This window comes from Alteromonas sp. ABH4_456, assembly GCF_056160645.1.
In genome coordinates, this window is record NZ_JBSWXO010000002.1 from 85,067 (window position 1) to 99,478 (window position 14,412).

Below are 14,412 nucleotides of genomic sequence, written 5' to 3' on the forward strand. Positions count from 1 at the left end.
CTAGTCCTTCAACCAATTCTGCATCTTTTCCCTTACTGCATCAGGAACAGGTTCGGCTTTTTGCGTGTTGTAATTGAAATGCACCATAGTGGTCGTTCCCGTTGCGCAGTGCTCACCCTCCTGCCAGATCTCCTGATACACATCAAAAGAGCTGCTCCCCAGGCGCCCTACCCATGTTTTCACGGTGACGGATTTTCCATAATAAATTTGCTTCAGAAAGTCGACCTTGTAGCTGGCCAGAATCAGTGGCCAGGCGGTTAAGTCCAGGTCTGGTACAAACAGCCGGAATAAAGGGTCTCTTGCGGCTTCCAGCCATCCCACATGCACGGTGTTACCCACGTGACCAAGCCCGTCTGTTTCATAAAAGCGCACGTCAAACGTCGTTTCCATAGGTTCGGTTTTTGTCATCGTTATTCGTCCTGTCGTTGTATTGAGGAAACATACTCAGCATACCTGCTAGTTGCCGCCAGCTAAAGAGCACACCGAAAACTGCAGAAATGATAAAGGCGCTAATCAGCGCCTTTTCTCTGTTTTATTTTCGCAAATCAATCTTTATGGTCATGGTCATGGTCATGGTCATGGTCATGGTCATGGTCATGGTCATGGTCATGGTCATGGTCATGGTCATGGTCATGGTCATGGTCATCAGTATCCCGGCAGACCTCACCGGGCATTTCAAGTTCAATGGTGGTATGTGCCAGATTAAATCCGGAGAGCTTGTCGTCTATTTGCTTTTTAAGGGCCCGGGCTGTGGCGGCATCCACGTCGCAGGCCAGCTCAATGTGAGCAGTCAGCACATGCTGTTCGCCGTCAAGAGACCAGAAATGGACATGGTGAAGGTTGCTGACGTGTTCAACAGATAATAATGCAGAGTGAATTTCCTGCTGTTGTTTAGCATCCGGACTGCCCTGTAAAAATAAGCGTACTGTCTGATAAACGTAGCGGCCTACATTGAACAAAATAAACAGGGTAAACAGCACCGAGAGTAGAGGGTCAAGCACCGGCCAGTTTACGAATTGCAACACAATACCCACGATCAGTACGGCAACCCACCCGAGTACATCTTCCAGTAAGTGCCAGTTCAGTACTTTTTCATTAAGCGTGTTTCCGCCAGACAGCTTGTAAGCGGCTACGCCATTGACCACGATCCCTAAAATCGCCAGCGCAATCATGCCTTCAGTCACGGGCATTTCAGGTGCCCACAAACGGGGAATGGCTTCCGATAACACCCAAACGGAACCCACAATCAAAATCAGCCCATTGATCATCGCGCCCAGCAAACTCAGGCGCTTGTAACCATAAGTGTATTGTTCGTCGGCTTTTTTGTGCCCTACTTTGCTGAGATACCAGGCCAGGCCTATGGATAGCGAATCCCCTAAGTCGTGAACGGCATCAGCCATAATTGCCACGGAGTTAGTGAGCCAGCCGCCGATAAATTCGATGATCGTGAAGATAAAGTTAAGCCAGAACGCCCAGCCGATGCGCTGCCCGTCGCTGACATGATGATGCCCGTGGTGGTGTCCGTGATAATGATCGTGGGAATGCAAAAGCGTCTCCGGCAGTTTTATTAAAAGCTGCCCCCAGTTTGCTGGCAAACCTGTTACATTTCAATCCATTGGTCTGCAGAACACCGGATATCTTCCGGTGTGACATGGGTAGCGATAATCACCAGCGCATTTTCTGCCGCCGCAGTCAGCCCGGCGGCGACATATTGCTGATTGCCGGTATCCAGCCCTTCAAACGGCTCATCAACCAGCCAGACCTTTGGCGAAGCAAGCAAAGTCCGACTTAACGATACACGTCTTGCCTCGCCACCGGAGAGTACTCTGCCTCCCTGTCCCAGCCACTCGTCCAGTTGTGAGAAGTGCCCCAGACCGAATTGAGAAAGCGCATTATTCAGTGCCCGGTCGCTTTGAACAGACTCATCCGGCACCAGATTCATTCTTAATGTGGCCTCCAGCAATACCGGCGACTGCTCAGCATACACCCACCCCTTGCGTCTGCCGGCCGGCACAATATCACCATCAAAACGCAAATCACCTTTCGCCTGTACCAGACCGGCCAGTGCTTTAAGTAACGATGACTTACCGCAGCCGGAGGGCCCGGATAACACAACCAGACCTTTAACAGGCAAAGTTGCATCGATACCTGACAAGACATTTACAGCCTGAAAGCTTTCCAGTTGAATTTGCCCCCGGGGTTGGGTGTCGTGAATGGCCGGCAAGGCTATGGCTCCTGATTGAGCCAACGCACTTTTCGCCTGGCGGTAGCGCCCCAGGTGTGCGGCAGTCGTCACTGACCGTCCGAGCCAGTCGGTAATACTCAGTAGCAACATGGGAACAATCAGTGATGCCGGGTCGCCAAATCCCTTATCCTGATTGAAAGCAAACAAGGCCACCAGCGCCAGGATAGCACAGCCATGCAGCAACCATAATGCCCATTGCCCGGCTACGTCCGTGGCAAACTGATAACGCCACACTTTGTCCAGCCCGGGAGCAGAGGCAAAATGAGGGTTGCGACGATTAACAGATAAATGCCACAAACTGCTGCTGTTAAAGAAATGCTCTGAATCGAACCGGAAACGCTTTTCTTCAGCGGTTTGTTTCGCTGACTGATTAAGTCCGTACACTACAAGCCACAATGTTAGTACGAGCCAGAGGCCCGCCATGACCCGCATCGCCAACGTGCCGGGCAGCGCCAGTTGCGTGACAATGCCCGTTGCCAGAATAACCAGCACAACCGCGCTTGCCTTATGGGCAACCCATCCCACCCATACCGATGACAACAATTCAGTTTGGGCGGCAAGCTTTTCCACATCGCCCGCTTTTTCATGTAAAACATGGTCTTTCAGCTTGCTGAACAGTTCACTGCGAAGCACCGTGGTACGTCCCAGCAAATCGTGATGCGCCAGCCACATGTGTCCGTAGCCGGCACCAATTCGTACCAGCGCCAGGGCGCGGATGATGACTGCCGGCAGCATATAGTTGAAGTTAACCGGCATCAGTGCGCAGGCCGCAATGAACCAGCTTGAGAATATAAGAATGAGCAGTCCGGCACTGGTGTGAGCAATGGCAAGCAATAAGCTGACTACAGGGATTTGCTTCATTCGTCTGCTCCTGTTGTTTCACCCTCTGTTCCGGATAATTCTGCGCTTGCGGTATGGAAAACACGTCCATCCTTTATCAGCCAGTGCGCGCTGAACCAGTCAGATGGCAATGGCTTGTGCGATGCCCAGATGACAGTTGCATGCTGACAGTTACGATGGATAATCTGACAAATCGCTTCATGCTGAGACTGGGGCAAATGGGCGGTGGGTTCGTCCAGAAACCACACCGGTGCTTGCCGGAGTAACAACCGGGCAATGGCCAGCCGCTGCGCCTGACCACCGGATAAAGGCGGATGCTCACCCATTGGCGTATCCAGTCCCGCAGGTAACATAGTGATCCAGGCCCCCAGTTCCACACTGTCCAGTACCGCAAGTAACTGCGTGTCAGAACAGGTCATAGCCAGACACAGGTTCTCTCTTACCGTGCCCGGCAGAATAACCGGCGTTTGCGTGAGCAGAACGTAATCTGATACCGGCTTTGCTAATCCCGGGCGCTGACCGCTCAGTAACTCCATCAGCACGGTTTTTCCTGCACCGGATGCACCATTTAACCGGATCCAGTCACCGGTGTTGATGGTAAGTGTATTTGCGCTTAACGCAGGCGAACGGGTGAGCTCTCCGGCTAGTGTGATGGGTGCAGCTTCGTCCCTCGTTGCTGGCACTTCGCCATGGCTTGCGGGCACTTCGTCCGGCGGGGAATCCTGTAATAAATCCTGAATCGCCTCCATGGCAGACTCAGCCTGCGCTTTTTGATGATAAAACTGCCCAAGCTTCTTCATCTCAGAAAGCAGCAAAGGGGCCGTTAATAAGAGCCACAAACCTTGTTGAAGGTCTATTGTTTCGCCTAAATTGAACTCGCCAAGCAATGTAAACCCGATATACACAGCAATTAACGCAACGGCGAGGGTGGAGAAAAAATCCAGTACGGTAGTAGACAAAAACGCCACCGAGACCACTTTCATGGTGCGCTCTCTTAAGCTTTTGCCAGCAGTGTCTAAACGTCTGGCCTGTGCATCATGGGCGTTAAACATGGCCAACAGCGGCAACGCGGATATCCGGTCTGTAAACAGCCGCCCCAGCCGCTCAAGAGCAATAAAATGCTTGCGGTGCAATACCGCGGCACCTTTACCAACCAGTATCATAAACAGCGGTACAATGGGTAAAGTGATCAACAAACTCCCGCCCACAACTATGCTGACACTGAAAATGACCACAAGAGCAAAAAGCGGCACTACCACCGCCACCAGTTGCTGAACACGGTAATCAAAATGCCAGTTCACCACAGCAGGGATGTGCATTTGCCACAAGGTTTGCCAGTGAAAGGTTGAATGCTGACGCACTAAAGCATGTTGCTGACGGCCAAATGTGCGCAATAGCTGTTGCTGTAAGCGAAAGAGCAGTTTTAGTCTGCCGTGGTGATTCAACCAGATGCTGCAGCCCTGACTCAGCCACACGCCGGCAAGGCAAATTGCAGTAAACCATAACAGTGAGGACGAAGCGGCAACCCCGTCAATGATCCACTGCGACACCATGGCAGCAAAACCCCAGTATGCCGCAATGAGCGCAGCATCACGTAAAACGTGGAGGACAGTAAGCGCCACCAGAGCCCTGCGGGGAGCAGGATTTCCGGTGGCAACGGATTGCTGAAACCAGCTGGTGAGTGAGAGGGAACGACTCAAATTATCCCTTATTCTTCAGTATCAGGGCGGTCCATGTTCTCGGTAGACTCCAGCCACATGGCATTGATAATGCCAAATGAGCAAGCCAGTAAAATGCCAAGGATCCAGGTGAAATACCACATAATGCCTCCTAATAAATCGCGTGAGATTTATCTAAATCAGATTGTTTAACTCTTCCACGCATCACGTAGAACCCGTAGATGGTGTAAGACAGTACGATGGGTACAAATACACAGGCTACGAAGAACATCACACGTAATGTCATTTCACTGGATGTGGCATCCCACATTGTCAGACTTGCATCCGGCATGGTGCTGCTTGGCATCAGGAACGGGAACATTGAGAACCCCGCCGTTAAAATAACGCCGGCTATCATGGCAGAACTGGACACAAATGCCCATCCCGCACGGCCTGCTTTTGAAAAGGCCGCGCACGCCAGGCCACCTGCAATACCCAGTGCCGGTGCAATGATCATCCAGGGGTAAGTCCCATAGTTGTTCATCCACGCACCTGTTTCAGTGATCACTGTTTTATGCAACGGATTTGAGACGGCATAAGTGTCTGCCACAGAGTTCATCACGTAGCCGTCGATACCGAAGGCTACAAACACCCCGGCCAGAATAAATAACGCCACAGTCACCAAAGACAGGATCACTGAGGTAGCACGGGCACGCACTTCAACAAAACCGTCTGTTTTCATTTGCAACCAGGTTGCTCCGTGATTAAGCAGTAATGCAACGGATACCAGACCGGTCAGGATGGCAAAGGGATTCAATAATCCGAAGAAAGAGCCGGTATAGGTGGATTTCAACGTATTATCAAATTCATAAGGAACACCCTGCAGCAGGTTTCCGAACGCAACACCAAAGATAAGTGCCGGAACAAAACCGCCGGCAAACAACGCCCAGTCCCAACGCTGACGCCACTTTGCACCCGGCAGTTTACTACGGTAGTCAAAACCGATGGGGCGCATCCATAACGCAGCAAGCGTAAGAAATAACGCGATGTAAAAGCCGGAGAACGCAGTGGCATAAATCATTGGCCAGGCAGCAAAAATAGCGCCGCCGGCCGTAATGAACCACACCTGGTTGCCGTCCCAGTGCGGGCCGATGGTATTAATCATCACCCGGCGCTCTTCGTCGGTACGCCCGATAATCGTCAGCAGCGAACCTACACCTAAATCAAAGCCGTCGGTAATGGCAAAGCCAATCAGTAACACGCCGACAAGGACCCACCAGATCACCCGCAACACTTCATAATCGATCATGCGTTTGCTCCTTTTTCAGTTAAACCAATTACGCTTGCTTCATCCTGTTCATCGCCGGGAGGAACCGGTCCTTTTTTGGCGAATTTCTTCATCAGGTAGAAGCTGATAATGAACATCACGGTGTAGAACAAGGTATAGCCCACCATGGTGAATACCACATCACCCACACTCAGATTGGAAACAGACACGTGGACCGGCAGTACTTCTGCAATAGACCATGGTTGACGACCAAACTCGGCGACGAACCAGCCTGCTTCACAGGCAATCCAGGGCAGAGGTAAACCGTAGAGGGCTGATTTCAGTAACCAGCGGGGCTGAGTAATGCGGTGTTTAGTGCTGTACCAGAACGCTGCCGCGAACAGAGCCAGCATTAAAAACCCTGCCAGTACCATTAAGCGGAAGGAATAAAACAGCGGTGCAACAGGCGGAATACTGTAATCCACGGCACGCTCAAGCGCTTCAGGTGTAGGCCGTGTAATATCCTGCGTAAAGGGTTGCAGCAGCATGGCGTAACCCAAATTTTCTTTATTCGCGTCAAACAGCGCCTGCTCAGCCAGCGTGGCTGAACCGTCACGCACTGCTTCCATGTGCTTGTATGCCTGCACACCGGATAAAATGCGAACACGGTGCTGCTCTTTCAAATCTTTGATGCCGGTAACTTCTTCATCAAAGCTGCGGGTGGCGATGATGCCCATGGCGTACGGAATTTGAATGGCATAGTCCATGCGCTCTTCTTCGTCGTTGGGAATACCAAAGATGGTGAATGGCGCAGGCGCAGGATGGGTTTCGTACTCTGCTTCAACAGCGGCGAGTTTCACTTTCTGAACGTCACCAATTTCGTATCCGCTTTCATCGCCCAGAATAATGACTGACAACACAGACGCCAGACCAAAGCTCGCAGCGATAGCAAAAGAACGGCGGGCAAACGCAACATGCTTGTGTTTCAGTAAATAATAACTGGAGATAGCCAGCACGAACATTGCGCCTGTTGTATAGCCTGCAGAAACAGTGTGTACAAACTTCACTTGTGCCACCGGATTAAAAATAACGTCAGCGAAGCTGGTCATTTCCATCCGCATAGATTCAACATTGAAGTCAGCGCCCACAGGGTTTTGCATCCAGCCATTGGCGATAAGGATCCAAAGCGCCGAAAAGTTAGAACCGATAGCCACCAGCCAGGTAGCCATAAGGTGCTTCACTTTTGACATGCGATCCCAGCCAAAGAAGAACAGTCCGACGAAGGTTGATTCAAGAAAAAACGCCATCAGGCCTTCAATAGCCAGCGGCGCGCCAAAAATGTCACCCACGTAATGTGAATAATAAGACCAGTTCATACCGAACTGGAACTCCATGGTGAGGCCGGTAGCCACACCAATCGCAAAGTTTATCCCGAACAACTTACCCCAGAATTTAGTCATCTGTTTGTAGATTTCCTTGCCGGTCATCACGTAAACCGATTCCATGATGGCAAGCAGGAAAGTCATACCTAAGGTAAGGGGTACAAAGATAAAGTGGAACATAGCAGTCAATGCAAACTGCCAGCGCGATAACTCCAGTAATGTATCGCTCATTAGGAACATCTCCCGATTAATTAGTAATTTGGCGAAATGTCGACGATGTAGCCGAATTTAATATCACTGGCAGAGCAGAAGTCGTGCCACAGAGTAACGTTGGCAATCACAGAAGCGTGAGATAAATCAAAAACCGCAATTATTGTGCGCAGAAAGCGTGAATAACGAACACAACAGGGATGTTTGAGCCACCGGACGACTTCGGATACATCGCAAATTTCATAGCCGCTACCTTACACCCTTCGAACAGGCCGCTATTTGATCCAACGCAAGCTTTCTCACCGGAAAAATAAGGTCATTTTTGTCACACCCTGTGACATAATTGTCATAACTTGGCGAGGGGGCATGAACGTGAACATTTCTATTATTCAGTCGATGATCAATGCGATTGATAAACCGGCGATTTTTATCACGCCGGATTATGTGGTGCATGCGGTTAATCAGCTCTACCGCGACACTTACGAAGAGCACATCATCACCGGTAAAAGCACCTGCTTCAGCGTGTCTCACAACAATGCTGTACCCTGTGATCAAGCCGGAGAAGACTGCCCGCTTGCTGAATGCAAAAGTACACAAAGACCAAGCTCAGTGGTACACAATCACAAAACCCGCACAGGCGATTCTCATTGCCAGATCACAATGAAGCCGGTGGAGGACGAAGATGGCATGGTACTTGGCTACCTGGAGGTGCTGGAGCAGATCACCTTTGCTTCTCCCCGTGCCGGTAATGCGAAACTCATTGGCAGTGCGCCGTCTTTCAGGAATATGCTGCATCAAATCAGCCGCGCAGCACCGGCAGACATTGCCGTGTTATTGCAGGGAGAAACAGGCACCGGAAAAGAACTTGTCGCTCACGCTATTCACGAAAGCAGCCCTCGGAAAGACAAACCGTTTATAGTCATTGAATGCACCGGACTGACTGAGTCATTATTTGAATCAGAGCTGTTCGGCCACGAGAAAGGGGCATTTACCGGCGCATCATCGTCGAAAAAAGGACTCATTGACGTGGCCAGTGGCGGCACGGTGTTTTTTGACGAAATTGGCGATGTGCCCATGAGTATGCAGGTCAAGCTGCTGCGATTGCTGGAGTCAGGAACTTACCGTCCTGTCGGCAGCCTGAAGCTGAAGCACTCTGATTTCAGGCTGGTCTGCGCTACACACAAAAACCTTAAACAGCTGGTTGAGAAAGGCGAATTCAGACAAGATCTCTATTACCGGATTGCCGGCTTTCCCATCGCCCTGCCTTCTCTACGCCAGCGCAGGGAAGACATTCCTGCGCTATGCGGGCAATTCCTGGCGCAAGCCGGGCACACGAAGAAGACCTTTAACAAAGATGCCCTGTCCGTACTCAGCCGTTATGCATTTCCCGGCAATATCAGAGAATTGCGCAACGTCACCGAACAAGCCGCTCTGTTATCGGTAGATGAACACATCACACCGGCGGACTTACCTTCCCATCTTACTGTACCGGAAAGCGAACAGGAGTCCGGCCCGCTCCGATTAAAAACACTGGAAGAAGCAGAGGAAGCGTACATGTCTGAAATCATCTCTGCCTTCGACGGTACGCCGGAAACGCTGGCAGACGTGCTTGGCATAAGCACCAGAACACTTTACAGAAAACTCCGGCGATACGGCCTGACGCTCAGCAGGCGTTAGAGCGACATCACTGCCTGCCAGATAAGGCGCAGAGCCAGTATGGTAACGATAACTTTAAACAGTAGGGCAAAGCGTTCGTCAGACACTTTTTTCAGCACTTTCAACCCCAGCCAGGTGCCGGTAAAGCCGCTGACTACCATAGCAACTACCAGTGGCAACCATTGAAAAAAAGCAAATCCGGCAAAGCTGAAAACAAAGGCTTTAAGCAGATGCTGAAATGTCATGCAGGTAGCGAACGTACTGGTGAGGGTCATCTTATTATCGGTATTCCGGTGCACAAACCCGGCGACCAGCGGCCCTGTCGCGCCCACAAACATAGTCGCGACCGTCGTCAGCGCACCGGCAATGCAACGGCCGGTTTTGCTCAGCTCCCTTTTCGCCGGTTTGGGTCCCCACACTAAAAATAAGATAAAACCCGCTACAGTAAACTGAATGGTGATTAGCGGCAGTTGCACCACAATGAAAGACGCAGCAACAGCCCCGGCCAGCGCACCACCGCTGAACCACTTCACCATGGCCCAGTCGATGTGCGAACGGGTCAGCCACGAACGGCTCCCGTTAGAACCTAACTGAACAAGTCCGTGCACAGGGATCAACGCGGCGACCGGCACAACCGTTGCCATGGTCGCCAGCAACATAACACCGCCCCCGACACCGAATGAAGCTGTTATCATTGACGTAAGGCCTGCAAGAATAATCAGTCCCAGCGCCACAGCAGCTGACACTGCCCCGCCTCCGGTGAATAAATCTGTAAAGCTTGCTACTTCCAAGATTACTGTTTTCCTTCAATAAATTATCACTGCATCATACATTTCGCGTAATTGCGAATCGATTTAAAAAACCATCCAGCAGCCACGCCAGGCTCATAAGAAGTGACAGCGCGACGACGACAGAGGAAAAGCGGTACATACTGCTGTACAGCATGTCTGAATTGGGCTGAAGATACTGCCCGAACAAAATGCCGATGGTGGTTAAGGCACCAAAGCCCATACCTGAACCGGTGCGTTCAATCAGATGCAGCCGTGCCGTGAGCATAACGGTGATAAACATCGCAATCACAACCAGGGGAAGATAGCGGATCAGATCGTACATCAATAATTGTACGGTAATACCCAGCGCACACCCTAAGGCTACGCCTTTCGCCCGCTTCATGGAGTTTTCCAGCGAGCCGCGGAAGGTCATGGGAAACAGCACGAGTACCGTTGCTACCTGCGCAGACAGGGAATCTTTCAAATCGAAAATTTGAAAGACAACGAATGACAGCGTCGCCAGAATCGCCCCCATCAGCGTGCGGTGATTAATCTGTGCAAACGTCACGTTATGCTGTGGTGGCGGTGCGATAGGATCAGTCTCAGGAATCAGCCAGTAAAGCACCGCTGCAGAAATAACGGATATCAGCGTGGCGAGGAATGCCGCCATTGTCATATCGGTCAGTGATGCATCCGGATAGCTTGAAAAATGGAGCAACACTGAGAGTGTGACTATCCCGGAGGCCCAGAGCAAAAAGTGCGAACCTTTTGCCATCAACCTGAAATGAACAAAAAATACCGCAAACACACCCATTATCATTAAAGCCGGATGATGTTTGAAAAACACATTCAGCAGATAGATTTCCACCACATTCACCGCCACACCTACCAGGAACTGCCAGGCAATCAGGCGGTCGAACTTAGGCAACATTCCCAGTAATAACATGGGATAGACAGCAAAAAATACACCGTACGGCCAGTTCATGTATTTACTGATGAGAAATCCGGCGCAGCTGCCAAGGGCTATGCGCAACACCCGACGCTGGTCCTGCGGGGAATAATCCCCGGCAGAATTAATAAAGCGATGGTCTCCCTGCTTTTTCAGTATAAGACCGGACAATTTACTGATACCCATCTTAATAGATATAGTGCAACAGACTGACAACCTTCATCTGCGCTGCGCCTATCCAGTTAAAGATGCCGTCCTCATGACGTTGCAGCAACACCGTCGCCCGTGCGCCGCTCACCATATCGGCGGGCAATGCCTGGTCGGTTAATGCAACATACACACGGACACGCTGGGCATCACGTACCCAACGGTCGGATACGTCCGGTTCGGCCAGCTTCCCGTCCGGTAAAAGTTGTCCGGTGGCCACACCCAAATCTTTACTGACTACTGAAGCGTGAAACACTTCCCCGGGAAGGGCATCAAATACCACCAGAGCATCTGCGCTATTACCTATTTTACTCAGGCTCTTTTCGCGAAAATCGGCAACGACACGTTCTTCACCTGTGACCACCAGCGAGAGCAAAGATTGATTTGCCTGAGCCTGAATGCCCGGCGAAAGTTGCAGGTTCGAAATGACACCATCTTCTGGTGCTACAACAGTGGTACGCGCCAGATCCAGTTCAGCCTGTTTAAGTGTATTTGAAGCAATACGAAGTCGGAGGTTGTCTTCCCCTTCATCACCAAGCTCAACCTGTAACGCTTTTTTACGCTCCTGTGCAGCCTGCAGTCTCGCCCCGGCGGCTTCAACTTCAGCCATTTTCTGATCAACCAGTTGGGTACTGACCAGATTTTTACTGGCTAATGAGGCCAATCGCTTATGCTCACGTTTGTCTTCAGCAAGGGTAACTTGTGTTTCGATAATACTTGCCTGAGCTTCGGCCAGCTGGGCGTGCAAATTGTCGTTAGTCTGCTGCGCTTCCCGCAGCGCCAGGCGGGCTTTTTCCACCGCCAGTTCGTAGTCAGTACCGTCAATTTTAAACAGCACGTCCCCTTTACGGACCAGCTGATTGTTTCGCACAGCTACGCTGATCACTTCACCCGACACTCTGGGTGCCACAGTCACAACAGGACGCTGCACCATGGAATGAGGTGTCATGGGAATATTGAAATCGGCAATAAAAATGTAAGCACAAATGGCAATGAACAGCACTAATGCGCCGCGCATCCATCGGTTAAATTGTGCATCTGCAGTCATGAATTCTCCGGAGTAGAAATATGGTTTGCGTTATTGATGACTTTACTCAGCAGAACGTAAAAGACTGACCGTTCTTCATCAGACAGGCCACGCAGCATCTGCTGACGGCCCTCAAATGCTCTGGCCTCAACGGCCTGCATGAGTTCTCTGCCCTTTTCGGTAAACCAGAGGGTTTTTCGTCTGGCGTCATCGGGACAAGGCTTTCTTAGTATCAGCCCGGCCTCTTCTAACAAATTCAGCGTGCGTAGCAGCGAAGGTTGTTCAATGCCTATATCACCGGCCAGTTCCTTCTGGCTGCATCCTTCACCGGTGCGGTCGAGATGTAGCATGGCGATCCAGCGGGACTGAGTCAGGCCAAGATCCGCCATGTAGTGGTCTACGGCGTGCCGCCAGGCAAACGCCGCACGACTCAGTAACCATCCGATATTGTTTTCCATCTGCACTGCACATCCAATTAGTTAGCATGCTAACCATTTAAACATATAGTTAGCATGCTAATCAATATCACGATGGATAATTTTCGTCAGACAGGGGATTAACAGAGACAGGAGGGCGGATAACTCAAAAAACACCATGCAAAGGCATGGTGCTTTAAAGGTGCGGGAAACCGGGGCCGGCTACTTACTATGACCGGCAGCAAAAGCCAGCTCTTTCTCCGTTTTGAAGCCGAAGAATTTTCTTAACACAATAGTTGCAGGGCAAAAGCCGGTAAAGCTCTGCTGAAAGAGGTTTGCACCGATAAAAACCGTAAACCACACAAAATAGCTGCTGACGAAGTACGTGAGTGAAACACTTAATAACACCATAAAGCCTGCGAAAGCTGTAAGAGCACGTTCTGCTGACATAATTATTCTCCGAAATAGTAGCGAAATGAGACATAGACGTTAGAGGCATCTCTGAACTGACTGTAAAAGGTATGTGGTTCGTCACCATAAAACAGGTTCAGCCCGCCGCCCAGTTGCCAGGTATCCACCGGTGACCAGGTTGCTTTCAGACGCAGATAGCCATCCCCGTCAGTAGGCGAATAGAAGTTGAGAGCCTGCAACGATAAGGTTTGCCGCCAGGCTTGATAGCGTAATTGGGTGGTGAACACATGACGCCTTTGTGACGGTTCATATTGTGGCCAGAGCGAATTGGTCATCAGTGCTTCATGGTCATGATTCAGCTCTGTGTACCACTGGATCCCCCCGGTCAGATTCGCTATCAGCTCCTGCTCATACCCCACCAGAAAGCGGCTTTGATCATTGGGCAAACGGGGATCATTACCCGATGTATCTTCACCATCGTGAAAAGCGTATTCCAGTTTACCCAGCCCAGGTCCGACGGCACGTACTGCACTGAACCCGGTCACTGACAGTTCGCTGTAACGGGGCATGCCATCCACATCAGCAGCTTGCGGCAATTTACTGAAACCTTTGTAACCGTATACCGCAAGTTCAGTACCGGCAAGGGTCCGGTAGAGGCGCAGTGCAAATTCCGGTTTATCAGGTGTATTTTCATTACTGACCGACAGTCTGTCTGATGTGTTTCCACCGGTCTGCGGATTAAAGTAAGAAAAAATATCACCGCTGATGCCATTGTCAGGTTCAAACTCAGGCGTTATCACCACATCCACATTCAAAACATTGAAGTAACCACTCACTTTCATGGACAGCGAGGGATACTTCAAATAGTCATCGTCCCGCCCGGCAAAGAAGGACTGATAATCTTTCGGGAACAAATCATTGAGAAACAAATAGTCGCCGGTTCCCCAGGTAAGGATCTGCTGACCAGCTTTTACGTCGACAGATTTGCCGGCTTCTCCCAAAAATCCTAAGTTACCCTGCCAGTACAATTCCCTGATTTGAGACTGCCAGCTATCTTCCGCACCGTTGTACAACGCATCGCCGCGAAAGCTGACTTTTGATTCAGAAAACGTGTACGCCCCCTGCAACTGCATTCTCACATCGGCCAGCGTTGTATTGTCCGGATGGTAAGGATCGCTCTGCAACCGGGTACCGCCGGCAACATCGAGAAAGCCGGACCAGTTGAATGGCGATACCGTTTCATCCCAATCCCCCATGTCTTCCCACAGATCATCCTGACCGCTTTGCTCTTCCGCGAACTGCCGCGCGTAACCCGTTGTGGTTAACCCGGACATCAGGCACAGTGCCAGTGCTACGGTAGCTTGCCTGTTCATA

14 protein-coding genes are annotated in these 14,412 nt (G+C 50.8%); 1 reads left to right on the forward strand and 13 read right to left on the reverse strand.

Translation table 11 applies throughout. From position 1 onward, the window contains the following. The 7 genes from ACXAG2_RS03450 to ACXAG2_RS03480 form a co-directional block, all read right to left on the reverse strand. Positions 1 to 408, reverse strand: a complete 408-nt coding sequence (locus ACXAG2_RS03450; protein ID WP_119502899.1) for an acyl-CoA thioesterase — start codon at positions 406 to 408, stop codon at positions 1 to 3. Positions 409 to 545: 137 nt separating this feature from the next. Then, entirely contained in the window at positions 546 to 1,547 is a 1,002-nt protein-coding gene (locus ACXAG2_RS03455) for a cation diffusion facilitator family transporter (RefSeq protein WP_474864581.1), read from the reverse strand. Positions 1,548 to 1,600: 53 nt separating this feature from the next. Next, positions 1,601 to 3,106: an ATP-binding cassette domain-containing protein gene (locus ACXAG2_RS03460; protein ID WP_474864583.1), complete on the reverse strand. Its 1,506-nt coding sequence runs from the start codon at positions 3,104 to 3,106 to the stop codon at positions 1,601 to 1,603. Further along, the gene (locus ACXAG2_RS03465; protein WP_474864585.1) at positions 3,103 to 4,785 is read right to left on the reverse strand and encodes an ABC transporter ATP-binding protein/permease; all 1,683 of its coding nucleotides are present in this window, start codon (positions 4,783 to 4,785) and stop codon (positions 3,103 to 3,105) included. Before ACXAG2_RS03465 ends, ACXAG2_RS03460 begins: the two co-directional genes overlap by 4 nt. Before the next feature lie 8 nt (positions 4,786 to 4,793). Further along, positions 4,794 to 4,907, reverse strand: coding sequence for a cytochrome bd-I oxidase subunit CydX (gene cydX, locus ACXAG2_RS03470; protein ID WP_119502908.1), 114 nt, complete (start codon positions 4,905 to 4,907; stop codon positions 4,794 to 4,796). 8 nt (positions 4,908 to 4,915) lie between these two features. Next, positions 4,916 to 6,052 (reverse strand): cytochrome d ubiquinol oxidase subunit II, encoded by a 1,137-nt coding sequence (gene cydB / locus ACXAG2_RS03475; RefSeq protein WP_474864587.1) that lies wholly within the window; start codon positions 6,050 to 6,052, stop codon positions 4,916 to 4,918. Then, the gene (locus ACXAG2_RS03480; RefSeq protein WP_474864589.1) at positions 6,049 to 7,623 is read right to left on the reverse strand and encodes a cytochrome ubiquinol oxidase subunit I; all 1,575 of its coding nucleotides are present in this window, start codon (positions 7,621 to 7,623) and stop codon (positions 6,049 to 6,051) included. The genes cydB and ACXAG2_RS03480 overlap by 4 nt, the downstream gene beginning before the upstream one ends. A 345-nt stretch (positions 7,624 to 7,968) precedes the next feature. On the opposite strand from ACXAG2_RS03480, the gene ACXAG2_RS03485 reads away from it, so the two are divergent. Further along, a complete protein-coding gene (locus ACXAG2_RS03485; RefSeq protein WP_474864590.1) occupies positions 7,969 to 9,279 on the forward strand; it encodes a sigma-54 interaction domain-containing protein in 1,311 nt (436 codons plus the stop codon). Here ACXAG2_RS03485 and ACXAG2_RS03490 read toward each other — a convergent pair. The 6 genes from ACXAG2_RS03490 to ACXAG2_RS03515 all read right to left on the reverse strand — a co-directional run bounded on the left by ACXAG2_RS03490 (position 9,276) and on the right by ACXAG2_RS03515 (position 14,411). After that, positions 9,276 to 10,049 (reverse strand): sulfite exporter TauE/SafE family protein, encoded by a 774-nt coding sequence (locus ACXAG2_RS03490; protein WP_474864592.1) that lies wholly within the window; start codon positions 10,047 to 10,049, stop codon positions 9,276 to 9,278. The genes ACXAG2_RS03485 and ACXAG2_RS03490 overlap by 4 nt on opposite strands. Before the next feature lie 34 nt (positions 10,050 to 10,083). Further along, a complete protein-coding gene (locus ACXAG2_RS03495; RefSeq protein ID WP_474864593.1) occupies positions 10,084 to 11,163 on the reverse strand; it encodes a DUF2955 domain-containing protein in 1,080 nt (359 codons plus the stop codon). A 1-nt stretch (position 11,164) separates the two neighbouring features. After that, positions 11,165 to 12,232 carry an HlyD family secretion protein gene (locus ACXAG2_RS03500; RefSeq protein WP_474864595.1) on the reverse strand — a complete coding sequence of 356 codons (1,068 nt, stop codon included), beginning with the start codon at positions 12,230 to 12,232 and terminating at the stop codon, positions 11,165 to 11,167. Further along, positions 12,229 to 12,669, reverse strand: coding sequence for a MarR family transcriptional regulator (locus ACXAG2_RS03505; protein WP_474864596.1), 441 nt, complete (start codon positions 12,667 to 12,669; stop codon positions 12,229 to 12,231). Before ACXAG2_RS03505 ends, ACXAG2_RS03500 begins: the two co-directional genes overlap by 4 nt. A gap of 180 nt (positions 12,670 to 12,849) precedes the next feature. Beyond that, positions 12,850 to 13,077 (reverse strand): YgaP family membrane protein, encoded by a 228-nt coding sequence (locus tag ACXAG2_RS03510; RefSeq protein WP_474864598.1) that lies wholly within the window; start codon positions 13,075 to 13,077, stop codon positions 12,850 to 12,852. A gap of 2 nt (positions 13,078 to 13,079) precedes the next feature. Continuing rightward, on the reverse strand, positions 13,080 to 14,411 hold the full coding sequence (locus ACXAG2_RS03515; protein WP_474864600.1) for a hypothetical protein: 1,332 nt from the start codon (positions 14,409 to 14,411) through the stop codon (positions 13,080 to 13,082). Position 14,412 lies beyond the last annotated feature (1 nt).